The organism is Bacillus sp. 1021 (assembly GCF_014534735.1).
GTDB lineage: Bacteria > Bacillota > Bacilli > Bacillales > Bacillaceae > Bacillus > Bacillus siamensis.
Window position 1 is genome coordinate 1,113,338 of record NZ_JACVSR010000001.1, and the last position, 19,360, is coordinate 1,132,697.

The following is a 19,360-nucleotide window of genomic DNA, read 5'->3' on the forward strand; positions in this document are numbered from 1 at the left end:
TCCATAACGAAAAAATTAAATCATTTTAAAATAAAAAGCGAAAAAGCATAGGAAAAAGCTTATCCTATGCTTTTATGAAGCAGTTTTTTCAAGAGCGGATACAGCACATCGGGGAGCTGATCGACATCCGGAACAAAAATACTGTACTTTCCGTACATATCCTGAATGGTTTTCATCTGGGATTCTTCTATCGCGGTATTGGACAGAAAAACATTTATGACTTCGATCCCTCTTTTTCTCGCTTCGATGACAGCCTCGCTCGTATCGACGATGCCGTTTTGCTCGTAGCCGAACGCTGCGGGCTCCCCGTCTGAAAACACGATTAAAAATTTTTGTGCCTCACTCCGCCTCATCAGCTGTTTTGTCATTTGTCTGATGGCATATCCGTCTCTGTTATCTTCCTCCGGCGCAAGCTGCATGATCAAAGGACCCGCCGCCTGCAGCAGCGACTCTTCAAACGGAATCACCGTATTGAAGAAGTTCGGCTGGCTCGTTTCGGTCGCTTCGTTTGTATCCTCCCAAAAACCGACGATCTGGTGCGGAACGGACACTGATTTCAATGCTTCATGAAAAAGGACGATCCCTCTCTTTGTTTCATCCATTTTGTCGAACATGCTGGCCGAACAGTCGACAAGCAATGTAAACACAGCGTCAATTTCTGAAGACGGATCCTGCTTTTTATAGAAAAGGCGCGGATTCCGTTCCGTAAAGTAGCGGAGCAGCTTGCGGTTCAGCCTGCCTGCATGAAGATCGGTCCGCGGGAGCGTTTTTTTGTGCTCAAGTGTTTTTTGTATCATCTGCTTCAGGCGCTTTTGATAGGATTCTATCGTTTTCGCCTGCTCTTTATAAGACTGTTCATCTTCCAGAGACGCTTTGTGCGGTGTTTGGTAAACCGGGAAGGCAAATTTGTTTTCTTTTCCGTCAGCCAGTCCCGCTCCCCCGTGTTCATCCTGTCTGGATTCAAGCGCTTCCAGTTGGGAATAATCCTCTCTTTTCGTCTGGCGTGCTGAGCCTTGAACGGAGCCGAGCGCCTGATCACCGTCATCGCCTTCTCTGGCGGCGTCATTCCCAAGGTCTGATTTCGCGCCGTGTTCAATATCAAATTGAAGGAAACTTTTTGACGGCGCTTCAGTTTCCCGGTGCCACGTATTCATTTTCTCTTCATGGATATCTTCATCTCCGTCGGAAGACTCAGGAAGCGTGATATCGTCGCTTAATGACGGCGCTCTTTTGATGCTTTCGAATAAAGGCTCTTCAGCCGCTTTCTCGTAATCAAGTTCCGGCAGAAAGAAATAGGTGTTCAGCATATCTTTCTCCAGCACTTCATCAAGGCCTTCCATGAGGTCTTCTGTTATTTTTGCAATCTGTTGCGTAGATTCGGCCTCATACACCCGGATGAGCTGGCGTTCAATATACGGTATCATCATATCAATATCTTCCTGCATGGAGGGAATGTCTTCAAGCGGAGACTCAGCCGTCAGTTTGACAAACATCGCGCAATACAAAGCGTCGGTGAAAATACTCCGTTCCAAGTTCAATGTCAGCTGTGTTGTGAAGTATTTCCTGTACATTTCTCTCCGCTTCTGAAATACACGTTTCGTTCCCGGCCGCTCTTTTTTGATCAGCTCTTCAATTCTGATATCTTCAAGCAGCATGAACAGCTGCTTTGCAAAGCTTTGGCGGGTGAAGTGCCGGCGGACGTCATTTAAAAACCCGGCAAATTCACGGAATGAGCTGCTGCGTGTTCCGACAGCGCGCAAATACACATCGCTTTTCAAGCCAGCTTCCATATCCCCGGCTGATCTGTCTTTCCAAAAGTGGCTCATGTAAATTTTCTTTTCAAAGGGATTGTAGTAAGACTGCACGCCGTATTCTACTTCCACTTCACTGCTTCTGGTCAGTGTTTTGGCCAGATCAGTCAGCATCATGAACAAAAACGAATCGATCGTGCTGTCGTTAAATTTGATAAACTTCATTGTATATCCCTCATTCGAACAGCGTTTCTGCAATATTTCTGACAGCGGCTTTCTCTCTGTCGTCATCAAGCTTTTCCACGATGCCTCTTTCAATCGCCCGTTTCGGCGGAATATACGCAGCCAAGTCGCACGTATCAATGAGAGCCCTGATTGACGCCGCTTCCTCTGATACTTGTCCGTTATGCGCTTGTGCGATTAAATCAGAAGACAATGTCATGAAACGTTCAATTAATTTCTCATCTTTTAAAACAGACTGAGAAGTCAGAACCTGCTTCAGAAGGCTTCCTTTAATATACGGAACATCAATAATGACAAAGCGGTTTTTAAGGGCTTCGTTCAGCGGCACGGTGCCGACGTAGCCTTCATTAATTGCGGCGATGACACCGAATCCTTCGCTCGCCTTAATCACTTCTCCTGTAAACGGATTCGTCATCATTTTTCTGTAATCAAGCACGCCGTTTAAAATCGGAAGGGTTTCAGGCTTTGCCATATTGATTTCGTCAATGTATAAAAAATGCCCCTCGTTCATTGCCGTTGTTACCGGTCCGGGAACGAATTCAATTGTCGCCTTTCCGTGTTCATTTTCAATCGTTTTATAACCGACAAGCGCTTCTGCATCAAGGTCTACGGAGCAGTTGACGCTATGCATCGGTTTATGAAAATAGTTCGAAAGCGTTTCCGCCAATTTTGTTTTCCCTGAACCCGTAGGTCCTTTTAATAAGATATTTTTTCCCATTGTCAAAGCGATGATCGCATCGAATATAATCGCTTTATCTTCGGCCTCATAGCCCGAGGATCCGATTAAATCCTGAAATTCTTGGGAAACGGGATGATTCTGATAAGCTTGCAGTTTGTTTTGTATATCTTGGGGCAGTGATAAGTGCTGTAATTCTGAAGTCATAGGTGATGTTTCCTTTCCATTCATATTCCATAACCGAGTATACTAAAAAAGCCCTTGTATACTCAATACAAAAGGGCTCATTCCCTGCGGGCGCTTTTTGTCAGAGGAGCGCAGGCGATTCTGGCTCCGGAATTTCCGCTCGGGTTTGTTAAATAATCATCCGTATGTTCATGAATGACGAACGCGCTCCCGTCCCGGTCAAGCAGGCTGAGTCTGCTTCCTTCTTTTAAAGAAGTCTGCGGCGCGTTCATTATGACATCCACTTTACCGTCAGCCCCCACTTCAAGATTGGGGAGATCCCCGGCGTGATGCCCCATCGGATTGTTGAAGCCGTGCTCTTTGTTCAAAGGGTTGAACGGGCCGCCGGCTGATTCGAAATCAGGTGTCTGGCACACCCCTTTATCATAAATATGAAACCCGAGAGAAGCGCCCGGCGGCAGATGTCCTGCTGATATATGGATGTCTGACCCTTCCTCATCAGAATCTTTCACTTCAATATATCCGATGTTTTTACCTTTTTGATTGATGAGTCCGGCATGCTCGCGGTATGCTGACGCCTCCAATGCGCGGCTTTCTTCATGTTTTTTGGGCGGAACTGGATTGGGCCTGCCTCCGCAGCCGCCAAGCGTGATTGATGCGAGCATGAGAAAAAGCAAGAGACGGTTCATGCTTTCTCCCCCTTATTTTTACCCATCAGTCTTGTCAAAACATAAATATGGTAAACAAAAAAAGCCCCGAAAGGCTTTTTTTAAAAATAACTGCGCGCTCCTAAATAAGCTTTTTTCCAATATGGATTGCTTAAGTTTGAAATTTCAACCCCGGAGGAACTTGCGTGAATGAAATCTCCTCCGCCCAAATATATTCCCATATGAGAAGGACCTGATTTATATGTCGTAAAGAAGACGAAGTCTCCTGCTGACGGCTGGCTGATTTGTTTCATTGTATTCCAGTATCCGGCGGTGCTCAGACGGGAAACAGAGCTTACCTTATTTAAAAGGTAATAGATATAGCCGCTGCAATCGAATCCCGCAGGCGTATTGCCTCCCCATCGGTAAGGCACGCCGACATATTTTTTTGCTTCGCCTATCATTCTGTCAATCTTCGACCCTGTCACCGGAGGTTCGGGAGTATGAGGTTTGTTTGGCTTTGCCGGCTTGTTTTCCGGCTGGCGCACAGGGTCTTCTGTTTTTTCCGTCCCGTTTATCACGAGAACTTGTCCGATTTGCAGCACATCAGTTGTCAGTTTATTTTTTTCTCTGATGAGCTGGGCGGTGATGCCGAACCGATTGGCAATTTTCCAGAGTGAATCGCCTGCTTTTACTTTGTATGTGGACGGCTTCTCAGAAGGATTTGGATGAGATGGCGGTGTTGTGCCGCTGTTTCCGTTATGTGGAGAGCCTTTGGTTTTTAATACTTGGTTCGGATACAGCAAGTCTGACGTTAATTGATTCAGCTTTTTCAGTTCAGCGATGGTGATGCCGATTTGATTGGCGATTTTCCACAGCGAGTCACCCGGTTTTACAGTGTAAGTCCCTGATGCGGCTTTATCAGGTTTTGTCTGTTTGCCGCCTCTGTCTGTGCCGGGGGCAGACCCTTTAATTTTCAGTTTTTGGCCGGGATAGATGACATCTGAGCTCAAACGGTTCAGGCTTCTCAGCTCCGAAACACTCATGCGGTATTTTTTTGCGATCACCCATAAGGAATCTCCGTATGTAACCGTGTAAGCGCCCGTGCTTCGTTTTTTCTTTTGATTTGTTTTATGTGTGCTGCTGCCGTCTGGAATGTTCAGCCGCTGTCCGGGGTAAAGTATCGTTGATTTCAATTTGTTTTCCGCCTGGAGGGCTGAAATGCTTGTATGATATTGTCGGGAAAGCTTCCAAAGAGAATCGCCGTTTTTTACTTGAATGGTTTTTGCTTCAGCGGGATGCACGGCGAAGGTTGAAGTCATTACTGCAGATACAGCCAGACCGGCTGCGATTTTTTTCTTCATATAACGAAAAACCTCCTATTTATCATTGCTGAAAGGGGCATTCCTTTTCTTCAAACGCCGCCTGTTATACAGGATTCATGCAGAAGTCGACATCATTTCCGTTTCATTTACACCTTAAATCATCACTAATGCCACACATTTTACATAAATAGAGACCATTTCACAAATGACTTTGGAATCATTTTCATAACATGGCTTATTTCCGCGACATTCCACCTTTCTTGTCTGTTTTTCATACAATTCTCTTTGCGGCAGGAAAAATCCTCCCGAAAAGCAAGCAAAAAAAAGCCCGCTTCCTTGTAAAGGAAGCAGGTAATGGGCGATTACAGCACCCGGGTCACGGCAGTTTTCACGTCTTCTAATATCAATTCCGCTGCACGCTGTGCTCCGCCGGCCGCTTTCAGGGATTCTCCGATTTCATCAGCTTTTTTCTGGTATTCAGGATTTTCACTCAATTCTTTTATTGCTTCAGTAAGCAATTCCACTGTCACATTTTCTTTTTTAAACATCTTGCCCGCTCCCGTTTTTTCCACTTGGCTTCCGACGGCGAACTGATCTGCGCCCATCGGAATGACGATCATCGGGGTTTTGTAGTAAAGGCCTTCGCTCGTACTGTTCATTCCGCCGTGCGTGATAAATAAGTCCGCTCTCTTTAAAATCTCAAGCTGCGGAACATAAGGCTTTACAATGACATTCTCCGGAATTTCATCCAGTTCAGCCGGGTCAAGATGTTTGCCGATTGACATGACGGCTTTCCCGTTAAAGCTTCTGGCTGCTTTTAAGCATTTATTAAACAATTCTTTCTGGTTGTTAAAAATCGTTCCCATTGAAATAAACAGGACGTTTTCCCCTTCAAGCTGTTCAAACGGGAAATCATGGGACGCCTCCCTGTCGGTTATGGACGGACCGACAAAGAGATAAGAATCTCCGAACTCTTCTTCTTTCGGCTGAAATGCTCTTGAAGTAAACACGATGGTTTTTCTGCCGTCATTTGAGAAAATATCATACGGCGTATTAATGTCTGTGCTGAATTCTTCGTTGAGCTGGCTGACCGCTTCGGTATAAGCCGGATAATGGGATGATTCCTCTGATACAAGGTTTATATTTGAGAAGACTTCTTTAATAAATGCTTCATTCATCGCAAATGTCGTACAAAGTGAATATGCCGGCAGTTTCAGCATGTTTCTCACAAGCCTGCCTGCCAGAAAATGATGATCGTATATGATGTAGTCGTAGGATTCATCTTTTACATCCTCAAGAATGCGGAGTGCGGCTTTTTTGGAAGTCTCAATCATTAATAGTAAAAACTCTGTAGCGTCCCGCTGTTCATCACCCGTTGCGTTTTTTCCGAATTCATCTTTTCGGAAATCTTCGTATTCACGGAATTCCGCTCCGCTTGACGCGATTTTATTCTCATATTCCTTCACGCCGTAATATACGACATGTTCCCCTTTTGCCTTCAATTCTTTTACGACGCCTAAAGACGGATTGATATGGCCTTCTCCCGGAAAGCCGATCATCAATACATGTGCCATCTTCCCACTCCCTATTCTTTTAAATTTTATGTATATTTAAACGATAACATCAATACAGAAAAAGGTAAAGATGTTCACCTTATTAATATTAAATGGGTACAATATTCCCATTTTCTTATTATTTCGTATGAAGCGCCCGCGGCGAAACAAGCGGATACAGCGCCGTCTTTAGCAAAGGACATTTTCCCCGTTTCTTCTGAAACAACGAGCACGAGCGCATCAGTCACGGCCGAAAGACCCATCGCGGCCCTGTGGCGTGTCCCGTATTTGACGCCGACATTTTTTGTTGTGAGCGGAAGCACATTGGCCGCCGATATAACCCGGTTTTCTCTGACCAATACGGCCCCGTCGTGAAGCGGATTACCGGGGTAAAAAATACTCTCAATTAAAGCTGAACTGATTTCAGCATGCAGACTTGTCCCTTTTTGTATCATTCCGTCCAGCGGATCTGCCCGTTCAATCACAATCAGCGCTCCGTGCTTCTCTTCTGCCAGGTGCTGCACGGCTCTCGCCAGCTCTGTATAAGAAGGCGTGAAATGTTCAATATATGTCTGCAGGTAAAATGACGAAGCGACAGCCTGCATTTCCTGAAACGTATGTCCAAGTTCATCTAGTTCGCAAAGCAGGCATTGATCTTTTTCATCCAATGTCCGCAGTATCATTGCGGCATCCTCCGTAATTTGTTTCAGATACGTTTGGACGGCAGCGGTAAACGCACTTTCCGTCATTTGAGTGTGGCGCATGTCACATCAGCTCCTTTTCCTTATTTTCTGCATCGCGCGCATGGATATGCGCCTCAATGCGCACGATAATCAAGAAAGGAGGCGGGATTTGTATGGAACTCACAAGGCTGCTGCAGTATATCTGCACCTTTTTAGGTGTCATTTCACTTTCATTCATTTATGCCAAAATGTTTAAAAAGCCGAAACCGGATAAAAAAGAGTAGGCCGGGTTTCATTGCTTTTTATACATAAAATGTTATAATTTCTCTCGTTAAAATAAAGAAACGGGGAACCTAACTTGAGAGAAACGAACACGATCGGCCAAAAGGTCAGACAGCTGTTACATATCTTCATTCCGATTTTGATAACACAGGTCGGTCTTTCTTTGATTACCTTTTTGGACACGGTGATGTCAGGGAAAGTGAGCGCCGCGGATTTAGCCGGCGTTGCAATCGGTTCAAGCCTGTGGACACCGGTTTATACGGGACTGGCAGGAATTTTGATGGCCGTTACGCCCGTTGTGTCGCAGCTGTTAGGAGCAGGCAGACAAAAGGAAGCGCCGTTTTCCGTCATTCAGGCCGTTTACGTAGCGGCCATTCTCAGTGCGGCGGTCATCCTTATCGGCTTTTTCACTGTTGATGTGATTTTGGGACATTTGGGCCTGGAACCTCGTGTCCGGACGATCGCCAAACACTTTTTAGGGTTTTTATCCCTTGGCATTTTCCCTTTGTTTGTGTACGCCGTTTTGCGCTCGTTTATCGATGCACTGGGCAAAACGAGAGTCACTATGCTTATTACGCTCTGCTCACTGCCCATCAATTTTGTCTTGAATTATGTGTTTATTTTCGGGAAATTCAACATGCCGGCATTGGGAGGAGTCGGTGCGGGGCTTGCTTCCGCCCTGACTTACTGGTGTATTTGCGTTATCAGCTTTTTTATCGTCTCAAGATTTGAGCCGTTTGCCGGGTACTCTGTATTTCGGAAACTGTACCGGTTTTCTCCGTCTGAATGCAGAAAGCTTTTGAAAATCGGTTTGCCTATCGGTTTTGCCGTATTTTTTGAAACGAGCATTTTTGCGGCTGTCACACTGCTTATGAGCCATTTCCAGACGGTGACGATTGCAGCACACCAAGCGGCAATGAATTTTGCTTCCCTCTTGTATATGCTGCCGCTCAGCGTATCCATGGCGCTGACCATATTAGTCGGCTTTGAAGCAGGGGCAAAACGCTACAGGGATGCCCGGTCATACAGCTATATCGGCATTGTGATGGCCCTTTGTTTTTCTTTATGCACGGCTGCTTTCATTTTGCTGTTCAGACCGCAAATCGCCGGAATGTATACATCAGAACCGGACGTGCTTATGTTGACGCAGCACTTTTTAATCTATGCTTTGTTTTTCCAGCTTTCTGATGCCGTGGCAGCTCCGATACAAGGCGCTCTGAGAGGATATAAGGATGTCAATTATACACTCGGTGCGGCTTTTGTTTCGTATTGGATCATCGGGCTTCCTCTCGGTTACGCAGTCGGCACTTATACGAGCCTCGGGGCATACGGCTACTGGATCGGTTTAATTGTGGGACTCGCCGCAGGTGCTGTCGGATTATTCTTCAGACTGCTCAAGCTGCAAAAGCGTGATGTGAAAAAAATGATGATTTCATAGAGGAGGAACAGAAATGCCAACACATAAACTGCTGTACGATTATTTAACCGAACGGGCGGAGGAAATCAGTCAGACATGGTTTGATACCCTTCATGATACGGATCCTGATTCTGTTTATGCTTCTTCTGACCCGGCGGTAATCACGAACCTGAAAAAACAAAATCTGACGTTTAATTATCAAATCAATCGGATTTTTTCTGAAAAGAAGGAAGTTTATACAGCGGCATTGGAGAAGTGGGCGTTCGAAGCTGCACAGGATAAAGAACATTTAAAAACTCCGATCCATTACATCATTCGCGAGTTTATCAGAGTTCGTGATTTGTATGTCGGCCATGTAAAGCAGTTTACCAAACTGCATTCAGACACCGTCACAGAAGAAGATGCTGAAGATATATTCCACACGCTGATTAAATCATTTGATGTGGTCATTCATATTTTCATAGAAGAGATGTATAAAAACACACACATTCAGCTTGAAGCGCAAAAGGAGTTGATCACCGAGCTGAGTTCGCCTGTCATAGTGCTTTTTGACAATGTCGGACTGCTGCCGCTGATCGGGGATATTGACACGGCAAGAGCCAAAATGATCTTAGAAAATACGCTGCACCAATGTTCTGAGAAACGGATCACGCAGCTGTACATTGATTTATCAGGCGTGGCCATGATTGATACGATGGTTGCCCAACAGCTTTTCACTTTAATTGAATCACTCGGAATGCTCGGCGTGAAAGCGACATTATCCGGAATCCGGCCTGAAATCGCCCAAACCGCGGTGCAGCTCGGCCTGAGTTTTTCAAATTTATCAATACGGTCTTCGCTTGCAGAAGCGATCGCTTCCGATCTGACATAAAAAAAGGATAAGGCTGAAACGCCTTATCCCTTTTTTTATCAGTCTTTCCACGGATATGTCCAATACACTTCTTCTTCAAACCAGGTTTGGAGAACCGGCTCGTTATTTTTTATTTTTTCTTCCAGCTCTCTCAGCATACCTTCTGTTTGAGTGCGATGCGCTTTTAAGGCATTCATTTTAATATCGGCGACCTCTTTAATATCAAGAATGACATCAGGCTTGCCGACGGCTTCCTCCCTGTTGCGGGTGATGGCCATGCAAAGCGTGCGCGGGCGGTCCTCTTTTTTCTTTCTGTAAAGCGCTCTGATGACCGCTTCGCCGCATGCATCATGATCCGGATGGACACCGTGTCCCGGATAGAATGTGACAATCAGACTCGGTTTTACATCGTCGATAATCTCTTCCATCATATCCGCAAGCCACTCGTCATCTTCAAATTCAAGTGTTTTATCACGAAGCCCGAGCATTCTCAGGTCAGTGATGTCCATTGCTTTACATGCGTCTATCAGCTCTTGCTTTCTTAACAGCGGCAATGTTTCACGGTTTGCGAAAAAGGGATCCCCCATGTTTCTGCCCATTTCTCCAAGCGTTGCGCATGCATACGTAACGGGAATATCTTTTTGTCTGTGTAAAGCAATCAGCCCTGCCACTCCGTATGATTCATCATCAGGGTGAGGCAGGATGACGAGTACGTGTTCTTTCATGATTTTCACCCTTTTCTTTAAACTGTAAACGGCTTTTCGCTGATTTGAAGCGAAATCGCCAATTTTCCGCCCGGCAGATGCCCTGCCATTAACAGACGGTCTTCGTCATCTACTGTATATTCAGTCAGGCCTTCTGCATAAATCCAGCCCTCTTCAGTTTTCAAACCGACGCGGTACGGGCCGTTCCCTTTGATTTTCGCCTGATGGTACGTCACTTTTGCATTGCGTATATAGGCTACAACCGTCATGTTTTTCTCATTCAGATGCGCTGAATAAGAACCGGTCGTTGTTTCCAAATGGATATATACAGGACGATCGGCAAATCGTTCTAAAGAAGTTTGCACATCTTCTTTTATGATCGCTTTCATAGCTGCTCCCCTCTTTCTTCTTTTAAAAATTGCAATCGCTTCGTATGTAGTTCAACCAATTCATATTTCTCAATCGGCTGCAGCCGGGAATCTACAATTCGCTGCACCGCCAGAGCAAATTTTTCCTCGGGCGTCTTTCGGAGCCTCGGATGTGTTCTTTGATCAAGCAGTTCCAGATCAATTGCCTTCTCCGCTTCTTCAAGGGTTGAAGCCGGGAGTGTGCGATTGTTCCACAGCGCCTGATAGGCTTTTACGATGTGTTTATCAGTGCCCATTGTACAGCTCCTTTACATACTCGTAATGATTATACATAATTTAAGCTATCACTGGAAAGCGAAAGGCTTAGCGGCTTTTTAACGGCCGTTTCCATTTTATCTGTGAAAAGGTAAACAAGAGCAATGCTGCCCATATACAAATGAAGGTAAACGCTTTTTGCCCGGAAAACGGCTCATGATATACAAATACGCCGAGCATAAGGGTAATGGTGGGCGATATATATTGCAAAATGCCGACTTGATACAGCGGCAGTCGCTTTGCCCCTTCTGCAAACAGTAACAGCGGCAGGGCTGTAAATACGCCTGCGAAAAAAAGGAGCGCCCATGTTTCTGCACCCAAGGACCCGGAAGTGCTCCCGTCAGCCGCATAACCTAAATAAATAAGAGCAGCCGGAGTAATCAGGAGCGTTTCCAAAGTCAGTCCGATTGTGCTGGACATGCGGGTTCTTTTTTTGCAGAGGCCGTACAGGCCGAAACTGAACGCAAGCAGCAACGCGATATAAGGAACTGCGCCATACTGAAACGCCGATATGATCACGGCCGCTCCGGCAATCGAAACAGCTGCTATTTGCAGTCTGTTCAGCTTTTCTTTAAAAAATAGGATGCCCAAAAGAACGGAAACGAGCGGATTAATATAGTAACCGAGACTTGCTTCAAGCAAAAAGCCGTGGTTAACTGCCCATATGTACACAAACCAATTAATGGATATTAAAACAGAAGCGAAAAAAAGCGCCAGCAGGCCCCCTTCAGATTTTAAAAGACACAGTTCACGCCATCCGGTTTTCCACTTTTTAAGCACAGTTAAAAGCACACACATGAAAACAAACGACCATATAATTCTGTGAGCTAAAATGTCCAATGCGGGTATATGTTCAAGCAGCTTCCAATAGACCGGAAACAGCCCCCACATGGCAAATGAACAAGCGGTATAAATGATCCCTTTTCTTACGGTATTCCCTTGCACGGCCTTCCCCTTCCTTTCTGTAAACAGATTATATTATATCACGGGAAGGTTACGGCGGGCATATACTATGTTGTCCGTTAAGAAAGGGTGAGATGCCGTGTTTGATTGGAACAGATATTTTCCCTTCCAAAATCAGTTCTCTAAAGAAACGTTTAAAAATGCAGATCCGAAAGATGTCGAGACATATGTCAACCGAGTAATGGAAAGTGTATTCGGCGCCGGTTATGCCGGGCAGTTCCCTTTTCGCGACCCGATGTCCCAAAAGGCCGAGCCGGTCGAAGCAGAACCGCCCAAGCCGGAAATTGACCTGTTTGAAACATCCGATCATGTTTTTGCGAAAATTCCCGCTGAGCAGGATGAACTCGACCGGATTAGGATTAAGCATACGTCACACAGCCTCGTGGTAGAGAACAGCAGTCTGGCGGAAGGAAAAAAAGAAATTGTTCTTCCGAGCCTCGTCAAACGGAAAGGAACAAAGGCAGTCTATAAAGACGGGATGATTGAAGTCATGTTTTCAAAACTGGAAGACTACAATTTATCGGAAGTGGAGATTTTAAGATAAAAAAACGGCCCGCGTGATGCAGGCCGTTTTTTCTTTAATAAAATGGCGGGTAACCGCCGACTCCCGGCCCGAAACCGCCATATGGGCCTCCGTATCCGTAACCGGCGAAACCGTACGGATACCGGGGTCTCGTAAAACCTGTGGCAATCACGCCTCCTAGAAGACCGCCTAAAAATCCGCCGAATAAAGGAGCGCCGAACAAAAAAGGACTTCTCACCGGAAATCCGGCAGGTCCGAAATTCCCGCGATACAACGCATGACGAGGGTACATGTTTTTCCTCCTTTATGTCTGCTTATTCTTAAAGGTATTCATAAAGTGCGGAAATTGATTGGGCGATAGATAAAAGTGATGGATGTTGGTTAGTGAGTTGTAATGCGGATTTAAAGGATTAGAGGAAAGTCCTGTTTGCAATGGCGTATATCATAAAACATTTGATATTTGCTCCTGCTGCGGGTTTGAGTTCGGCTACAGTGAAGACCATGATGTAAGATTAGGGTTTATTGTAACGCCTGATCATTTACTTGAAGCGGCATTTCAATTGTACCGGAAACAGTGGATTGAAAGAGGGATGAAACGATTTTCTCCAGATGATGTTCCGGCGGAATGTAAAAATAGTCATTCCCTTACATTCGATGCTTTATTGAGGCAATTAAAAGGCTTAAATCTCGATCTGAGCAATTTTGACATCAATGATTTTGACAAATATTGACTATTTCATTAAGAAAAGGCTGCCTTGGGCAGCCTTTGTTATTCATGACATGATTCGTCTTTGACAGGTCCCCCGGGCTCGCAAAAACTGTCTGCCCATTTTTGCATTTCCTGAAAAACGGCTTGCAGGGCCATGCCTTTATCAGTCAGCTTATAAATGACTTTGACAGGCGTTTCAGGCAGCACCTGGCGCTCGACGATCTCATTTTGTTCCAGCTCTTTGAGCCGCTCCGCGAGCATTTTTTGGCTGATCGTCGGTATGGTTTCGGTCATATCTTTAAAACGTTTCGGCCCGTCTATCAGTACATGGATAATGAGGCCGTTCCAGCGCTTTCCCAAAAGAGAAAAAGCGGATTCCATTTTAGGACACATTGTATATCCCATGTGAGTTCATCCCTTCATCTATGAATTGACAAGTTTTCTGTAATCCATTAAAATTAGTTCTCAAGTTACATTTAGTAAGCTTCTAACTTTTCTATTATAATAACACGTTTATCCGAAGGAGGAAACAAGATGACATCCGTATTAGACGTTTTGAAAGAACGCGCATCCGTTAAAGAATACGATAAAGATGCGGTGATTACAAAAGAGGAATTAACAGAACTTCTGGACATTACAACGCAAGCCCCTTCCGCCTGGAACCTTCAGCATTGGCATTTCCAAGTATTCCACAGTGATGAGGCAAAAGCTGCCCTGCTTCCGGTTGCCTTTAATCAAAAACAGATTATTGACTCTTCAGCTGTCATTGCCGTATTAGGCGACTTGAAAGCAAACGAAAATGGTGAAGACGTTTATGCTGAACTGGCTGAGCAAGGCAATATTACAGAAGAGATCAAACAGACGCTGTTAAGCCAGATTAACGGTGCATACCAAAATGAACAGTTTGCCCGTGATTCAGCATTTTTAAACGCTTCTTTAGCGGCGATGCAGCTGATGATTGCTGCAAAAGCTAAAGGCTATGATACTTGCGCGATCGGCGGATTTAATAAAGAGCAATTCGTGAAGGAATTCGACGTGAGCGAACGTTTTGTTCCCGTCATGCTGATTTCAATCGGTAAAGCCGTTAAGCCTGCGCACAAAAGCAACCGGATCCCTGTATCACAAGTGTCAACTTGGCTGTAAGATGAAAAAAACCCTTAGTCCGCTTAAACGGACTAAGGGTTTTTTTATAGGAATCGCTCACTGTACCAGGTTCGTGCCTGCTCGGCTTCCTGCTGTGTGAGCTGATGGCCGCCCTCCTGCCAAACAAGAGAAACGGATGCACCAGCAGCAGTCAGATATTGATAAAGCTCCTCCGATTCTTCTTTTGTACAAAGCGGATCCCGCTTCCCTGCACCGATAAAAACAGGCAGCCCTGCCATATCAGGGAGCTTCACTCCGCGAATCGGCACCATCGGATGATGAAGAACCGCCCCTTTCAGTACGTCTTTATAATGAAACAAAAGACTTGCCGCAATGTTGGCGCCGTTTGAATAGCCGGCAGCAATCACATTTTCTCTGCTGAATCCGTACATTTGCGCCGCTTCATCAATAAAATTCTTTAATTCTTCCGTCCGTTCAATTAAATCTTTCTCGTCAAATACGCCTTCTTTCAGCCGCTTAAAAAAACGGGGCATGCCGTTTTCAAGCACTGATCCTCTGACGCCGAGCAAGCTTGCTTTCGGATCGATAAAACGTCCGAGCGACAGAAGATCGTGTTCATTTCCCCCCGTTCCGTGCAAAAGCAACAAAACATTTTCTGACGTTCCTTGTTCAAATACATGTTTCATCATCATTCTCCTTTCTCCATTTTGGGAAGAATAGCGGTTATTTGACCGCGGTGCTCTTCCAGCCATTCCGGAAGTTTCAGCTCTGTACCGAGATTTTCAAAGGATTCATCCGTCATAAATCCCGGTTCATCGGTTGCCATTTCAAATAAAATGCCGCCGCTTTCTCTGAAATAGATTGATGTAAAGTAAGATCTGTCAAGAATGTCAGATGAAGCAAGATGAGAATCATTAAGAATCTTCTTCCATTCCGCCTGCTCTTTTTTAGTGGTGCGGAAAGCGACATGATGAACTGTCCCGTAACCGCCGACACCTGCTTCTTTCGGTGCAAGGTCAACATCAATGATATGTCCGATCCGTGCCTCCGATTGCAGTCTGACAATCTGATTTTCTTCCCCTGTCTTTGAATAGCCGAAGCGTTCCATTAGAAATTGAATGGTCGCTTCAGGACGGTACGAGTACAGAAGAACACCTCTCATGCCTGTAATCGCTTCTTTTTCAGTAATGCCCGAAGCAGCCCATTCACTCTGTCCGCTTCTTTCATCTTCCATTATGGCAAGCGGCAGGTCTTCTGTATCATCAAAGAGAAGCACTTGTTCAGAAAGCATAGTCTGCTCTTTTACAGGTATGCCGTTTTCTTCAAGCCGGCGCTGCCAAAACGCGAGTGCTCCTTTCGGCACAGAGAAATAAATTCTTCCGGCCTGCCCTTTTCCCACGGTGCCCGGGCGGCTGCCCTGGAAAGGGAAAAATGTAATAATCGTGCCGGGTTCTCCGTTTTGGTTGCCGAAATAAAAATGATATGTGGCCGGGTCATCAAAATTAACGGTTTTTTTAACGAGCCGCAAGCCCAATACTTCAGTATAAAACCGCAGATTTTCAGCAGGATCTTTCGCAAATGCGGTAACATGGTGCAATCCTTGAGTATTCATTGTATTCACTCCTAAATATCTTGACTTCGAGATATTAACTATTCTAATTTACTATGAATGAAGTTGCAACTAAAGTGTTTCGGTTAAAAAAGTAATAGAATTCTTTTTTTTCTGAAAAATACCTTGTGATCTTATCTGACAACTGCTATGATAAGGAGCATTATCAGGTTTCAGGAGGAAAGTAAATGGTCAGAAAAGCACTAATTTTCGTTCTTATTTTAATCCCTTTCAGCCAGCTGGCCCTTTTGTCAGTCGCTAATCGGGTTCATCCGATCATCATCGGGCTGCCGTTTTTTCATTTCTGGCTGCTTTTATGGATCGCAGTCACTCCATTATGTTCGTTTCTTATTTATAGACTGCAGAAGAAACAAGGAGGACTGGACTGATGCCCGCAAATATAACAGCATTGATCATTACAGCCGTCATCGTTTTAACCGTTGTCTGCATCGGCTTTATAGCCGGGAGAGACAAATCATCACGCACTTCTGTTGAAGAATGGTCTGTCGGGGGCAGACGGTTCGGCGGGCTGCTCGTCTGGTTTTTAGTCGGCGCGGACCTCTATACGGCTTATACGTTTTTAGGCTTGACAAGCACCGCCTACACAGGGGGAAGCGTAGCTTTTTTTGCAATTCCGTATTCTGTTTTGGCGTATTTTATTGCTTATTTCTTTCTGCCGAAGCTGTGGAAAGTGGCAAAAATCCATAAATTAACGACGCTTGCCGATTACGCCCGTGAGCGCTTTGACAGTAAGCTTTTGGCCAGTCTTGTCGCCATTGTCGGCGTTCTTATGCTCATTCCTTATATCTGTCTCCAGCTGAGCGGCATTCAGGATACGCTTCAGGTGGCCGGAACGGGTGTCATTAATGTTAATATGGTCGTTATCATCTCCTTTATTCTTGTAGCGCTGTATACCTTTTTCAGCGGAATTAAAGGACCGACGTTTACGGCAATTATTAAAGACATTCTGGTGTGGGTGATTATGCTGTTTATGGTCGTGTCGCTCCCGCTGATCCATTTTCACGGGTGGACACCGATGATTCACACCTTGGCGGAAAAAGCGCCGCAAATGCTGACGATCCCAGACTCGGGGCCGAAAGGAATTCCTTGGTTTATCACCGCTTCCATCGTATCTGCCTTGGCGCTCTTTATGTGGGCGCATGCGGCAACTGGTGTATTCACGGCAAAAAGCGCGGATGCCGTCCGCAAAAACAGCATGTTTCTTCCGCTTTATAATATTGTTTTAATTCTTGTTATTTTTCTCGGCTTTATCGCATTTCTTGTCCTGCCGGAAGATACTAATCCGCGGCTCGCTTTATTGAAGCTGATTCAAACGTCATACGGCGGGGTCGCCCAAGGCTTTGCTTATTCCACGATCGCTCTTGCTTCTTTGATTCCCTGCTCTATTATGGCGATCGGAGCATCAAACTTATTTGCGAATAACTTATATCGGGATTTGATTCACCCGAATGTGTCACCAAACAAGCTGACGATGATCACCCGTTCAATGGTATTTGTCGTCATCGGGCTCGCGCTTTTATTCGGCATGCTGTTCCCGACTGCGCTCGTTACGCTTCAGCTTCTCGGCGTTTCCGGCATGGTGCAGATCTTTCCGGCGATCGCCGTCAGTCTGTTTTGGAAAAATCAAACGAAAGAAGCGACAATTATCGGCCTTCTCGTCGGTCTTATCGTGACATTCACCGTAAATATCACCCAATCCGCCCACGGTATATATGAAGGCTTTTGGGGTTTGACCGCTAACATGGCAGCCGTTATTATCCTTAACCCGTTTTTTGTAAAAAAAGCGGCTTCAAACGCCGTCAAAGACGGCTTATTCAAAAAAGCGCCCTCTGATAAACTGAATCAAAAAGGCGCTTAACAAAAAAAGCCGGCACATCAATGTGCCGGCTTTTTTACTTTTTGTGCTGCCATTTGTAGGTGGCGACGGTTTTTGCCGGGATGACGGCTTCAAACTGCCGATTCCCTGAAACAACGTGGAATTTTTGGTCGGCGGATGACTGGTTGATGACGACTGTCACAATAGATTGATCAGGATTAAGGAACGAGACATTCGTGACGGTGTTTTTGGAGCCGTAATTACTTTCTATCCGTTTGGCTCCGCGCTCGACAAATTTTGAAAAATTGCCCGTCATATGATAGATCGGGATATTCCAATAGCGGTCAGGATTTTTAGCATCCTGAATAAACAGCGTCGGGTCCGGGGTGCCTATCCAATGGTGCGTCTTGATTTGACTGTCGAGCATCGTCACCCACGCATTGTAGCTGGACGCGCCATTGCGGAAATACTGCGCGATCCGGTCCGCCCCTGCCGTCCCCCAGACGGACCGCTCCGTTAAGTGAATGGATTTATCGGGGTACCTTCTTCCGATTTCCGACATAACGGAAAGGTCTCCGTCATAATCATGGAAAGCAATGCCGTCTGCCGCCTGATTTCCTTTTTTATCATCTAAAATCGGCGGAATATAGTTCCACGCCTCGCTTGCATTGTGATCATAAATCCAAATTTTCGTGTCAATTACGTGTTTTTTCAATTCCTTTTTCACGGCTATCGCCAGTTTGCGCTGCTGAGACGGCGGCATGTACATGCTCGGATAATCGATTTCCAGCAAAGGTTCATTTTGAAGGGTCATCGCATAAATCGGGATTCCCTGCTTTTCATATGCTTCAATAAATTTGCGGAAGTAAACGGCCAGCTCACCGATATATTGATCTTTCAGCTTTCCCCTCTTGAGGTTTTCATTCGTTTTCATCCATGCCGGCGGGCTCCACGGTGAGGCAATGATTTTCAGCTTCGGATTGATCGCCAACGCTTCTTTGATTGTTGATGTAATGTGTAAATCAATATCCTTTTGAATCGAGAAATTTTTGAGTTGTGGATCTTTTTGGCCCTCATGCATATCATCATATGTGTAAAATTCCTGTGCCGTAAAATCTGATGTCCCTATCGTTATGCGCATGACGTCCATGCCGATGCCTTCATTGGGATCAACCAGTTTTTTTAACACTTCTTTTCTTTTTCCGGGAGACATTTTCGATAAATTATGGATGGTCGATTCTTCCAAAGATGATCCTATGCCTAACACACTTTGATAACGGTGCGATGGATCAATATACACGGCAGCGGAGTCAGAAGGCTTCTTTTTTGTCAATGTCAGGGGTGTTTGTTCGTCTAAGGCATAATTCACTTCTTTTGGCCCGTCATACCACGTACGGGAAGCCGGATCTTTTTCCGAGCTGTACCAAACCCTGACTTTATTTTTGTCCGGAGCCTTCCGATCAGCCGCATGTGCTTCGTTTTTTTCCAAGCTGCTTGAAAATAGAAAGGAAAGCAAAAGAAAAGCAACCGTAATGGACAGACCTTTTTTAAAAAACATTATCATCATTCCCTTCCTGGTTTATGAATGCGCTTTCAAATATACTGATAAAGAGAA

At 45.3% G+C, this 19,360-nt stretch carries 20 protein-coding genes and 2 pseudogenes; 7 read left to right on the forward strand and 15 right to left on the reverse strand.

All coding sequences use genetic code 11. The annotated features are described in order from the left end of the window. Positions 1 to 59: 59 nt before the first annotated feature. From ICW23_RS05210 to cdaS, 6 genes and pseudogenes are all read right to left on the reverse strand, one after another. Positions 60 to 1,976, reverse strand: a complete 1,917-nt coding sequence (locus tag ICW23_RS05210) for a vWA domain-containing protein (RefSeq protein WP_188154145.1) — start codon at positions 1,974 to 1,976, stop codon at positions 60 to 62. Positions 1,977 to 1,986: 10 nt separating this feature from the next. Then, positions 1,987 to 2,877, reverse strand: a complete 891-nt coding sequence (locus ICW23_RS05215) for an AAA family ATPase (RefSeq protein WP_016936610.1) — start codon at positions 2,875 to 2,877, stop codon at positions 1,987 to 1,989. A gap of 77 nt (positions 2,878 to 2,954) precedes the next feature. Next, positions 2,955 to 3,545: a superoxide dismutase family protein gene (locus ICW23_RS05220; RefSeq protein ID WP_188154146.1), complete on the reverse strand. Its 591-nt coding sequence runs from the start codon at positions 3,543 to 3,545 to the stop codon at positions 2,955 to 2,957. Positions 3,546 to 3,625: 80 nt separating this feature from the next. Further along, positions 3,626 to 4,867, reverse strand: a complete 1,242-nt coding sequence (locus ICW23_RS05225) for a C40 family peptidase (RefSeq protein WP_188154147.1) — start codon at positions 4,865 to 4,867, stop codon at positions 3,626 to 3,628. 323 nt (positions 4,868 to 5,190) lie between these two features. Further along, positions 5,191 to 6,402, reverse strand: coding sequence for a macrolide family glycosyltransferase (locus ICW23_RS05230; RefSeq protein WP_188154148.1), 1,212 nt, complete (start codon positions 6,400 to 6,402; stop codon positions 5,191 to 5,193). Positions 6,403 to 6,520: 118 nt separating this feature from the next. Continuing rightward, positions 6,521 to 7,145 (reverse strand): annotated as a pseudogene (gene cdaS / locus ICW23_RS05235) (sporulation-specific diadenylate cyclase CdaS). 277 nt (positions 7,146 to 7,422) lie between these two features. Between cdaS and ICW23_RS05240 the strand changes: the two are divergent. Continuing rightward, positions 7,423 to 8,784 (forward strand): MATE family efflux transporter, encoded by a 1,362-nt coding sequence (locus ICW23_RS05240; protein ID WP_188154149.1) that lies wholly within the window; start codon positions 7,423 to 7,425, stop codon positions 8,782 to 8,784. A gap of 13 nt (positions 8,785 to 8,797) precedes the next feature. Further along, positions 8,798 to 9,634, forward strand: a complete 837-nt coding sequence (locus tag ICW23_RS05245; protein ID WP_016936617.1) for an STAS domain-containing protein — start codon at positions 8,798 to 8,800, stop codon at positions 9,632 to 9,634. A gap of 38 nt (positions 9,635 to 9,672) precedes the next feature. Here the strand turns inward: ICW23_RS05245 and bshB2 are convergent, their stop codons facing one another. The 4 genes from bshB2 to rarD form a co-directional block, all read right to left on the reverse strand. Beyond that, complete coding sequence (gene bshB2 / locus ICW23_RS05250; RefSeq protein ID WP_015417637.1) at positions 9,673 to 10,338, reverse strand: bacillithiol biosynthesis deacetylase BshB2; 666 nt, start codon at positions 10,336 to 10,338, stop codon at positions 9,673 to 9,675. A gap of 17 nt (positions 10,339 to 10,355) precedes the next feature. Further along, complete coding sequence (locus ICW23_RS05255; RefSeq protein WP_016936618.1) at positions 10,356 to 10,706, reverse strand: YojF family protein; 351 nt, start codon at positions 10,704 to 10,706, stop codon at positions 10,356 to 10,358. Further along, a complete protein-coding gene (locus tag ICW23_RS05260; RefSeq protein ID WP_049628634.1) occupies positions 10,703 to 10,981 on the reverse strand; it encodes a hypothetical protein in 279 nt (92 codons plus the stop codon). Before ICW23_RS05260 ends, ICW23_RS05255 begins: the two co-directional genes overlap by 4 nt. Before the next feature lie 67 nt (positions 10,982 to 11,048). Beyond that, entirely contained in the window at positions 11,049 to 11,945 is an 897-nt protein-coding gene (rarD, locus tag ICW23_RS05265) for an EamA family transporter RarD (protein ID WP_095241680.1), read from the reverse strand. A gap of 97 nt (positions 11,946 to 12,042) precedes the next feature. Here rarD and ICW23_RS05270 point away from each other — a divergent pair, with 97 nt between their 5' ends. Next, a complete protein-coding gene (locus ICW23_RS05270) occupies positions 12,043 to 12,507 on the forward strand; it encodes a hypothetical protein (protein WP_016936621.1) in 465 nt (154 codons plus the stop codon). 34 nt (positions 12,508 to 12,541) lie between these two features. Here the strand turns inward: ICW23_RS05270 and ICW23_RS05275 are convergent, their stop codons facing one another. After that, positions 12,542 to 12,778 (reverse strand): hypothetical protein, encoded by a 237-nt coding sequence (locus ICW23_RS05275; protein WP_049628635.1) that lies wholly within the window; start codon positions 12,776 to 12,778, stop codon positions 12,542 to 12,544. A 103-nt stretch (positions 12,779 to 12,881) separates the two neighbouring features. Here ICW23_RS05275 and ICW23_RS18900 point away from each other — a divergent pair. Then, positions 12,882 to 13,217: pseudogene (locus ICW23_RS18900) on the forward strand (hypothetical protein); the annotation flags it as partial. 38 nt (positions 13,218 to 13,255) lie between these two features. Here the strand turns inward: ICW23_RS18900 and yodB are convergent. Further along, positions 13,256 to 13,600, reverse strand: coding sequence for a transcriptional regulator YodB (gene yodB, locus ICW23_RS05280; protein ID WP_016936623.1), 345 nt, complete (start codon positions 13,598 to 13,600; stop codon positions 13,256 to 13,258). Positions 13,601 to 13,729: 129 nt separating this feature from the next. On the opposite strand from yodB, the gene ICW23_RS05285 reads away from it, so the two are divergent. After that, the gene (locus tag ICW23_RS05285; RefSeq protein WP_016936624.1) at positions 13,730 to 14,338 is read left to right on the forward strand and encodes a nitroreductase family protein; all 609 of its coding nucleotides are present in this window, start codon (positions 13,730 to 13,732) and stop codon (positions 14,336 to 14,338) included. A gap of 44 nt (positions 14,339 to 14,382) precedes the next feature. Here the strand turns inward: ICW23_RS05285 and ICW23_RS05290 are convergent, their stop codons facing one another. Together ICW23_RS05290 and ICW23_RS05295 are read right to left on the reverse strand one after the other, a co-directional pair. Beyond that, positions 14,383 to 14,985 carry an alpha/beta hydrolase gene (locus tag ICW23_RS05290; RefSeq protein ID WP_029575225.1) on the reverse strand — a complete coding sequence of 201 codons (603 nt, stop codon included), beginning with the start codon at positions 14,983 to 14,985 and terminating at the stop codon, positions 14,383 to 14,385. 2 nt (positions 14,986 to 14,987) lie between these two features. Continuing rightward, positions 14,988 to 15,911 (reverse strand): ring-cleaving dioxygenase, encoded by a 924-nt coding sequence (locus ICW23_RS05295; RefSeq protein ID WP_188154150.1) that lies wholly within the window; start codon positions 15,909 to 15,911, stop codon positions 14,988 to 14,990. A 185-nt stretch (positions 15,912 to 16,096) separates the two neighbouring features. Here ICW23_RS05295 and ICW23_RS05300 point away from each other — a divergent pair, with 185 nt between their 5' ends. Both ICW23_RS05300 and ICW23_RS05305 read left to right on the forward strand, forming a co-directional pair. Next, complete coding sequence (locus ICW23_RS05300) at positions 16,097 to 16,297, forward strand: DUF3311 domain-containing protein (RefSeq protein WP_003153716.1); 201 nt, start codon at positions 16,097 to 16,099, stop codon at positions 16,295 to 16,297. Beyond that, positions 16,297 to 17,787 carry a sodium:solute symporter family protein gene (locus ICW23_RS05305; RefSeq protein WP_049628638.1) on the forward strand — a complete coding sequence of 497 codons (1,491 nt, stop codon included), beginning with the start codon at positions 16,297 to 16,299 and terminating at the stop codon, positions 17,785 to 17,787. Before ICW23_RS05300 ends, ICW23_RS05305 begins: the two co-directional genes overlap by 1 nt. A 34-nt stretch (positions 17,788 to 17,821) precedes the next feature. On the opposite strand, the gene ICW23_RS05310 is transcribed toward ICW23_RS05305, so the two are convergent. Continuing rightward, the gene (locus ICW23_RS05310) at positions 17,822 to 19,303 is read right to left on the reverse strand and encodes a glycoside hydrolase family 30 protein (protein ID WP_188154206.1); all 1,482 of its coding nucleotides are present in this window, start codon (positions 19,301 to 19,303) and stop codon (positions 17,822 to 17,824) included. Positions 19,304 to 19,360: the final 57 nt, after the last annotated feature.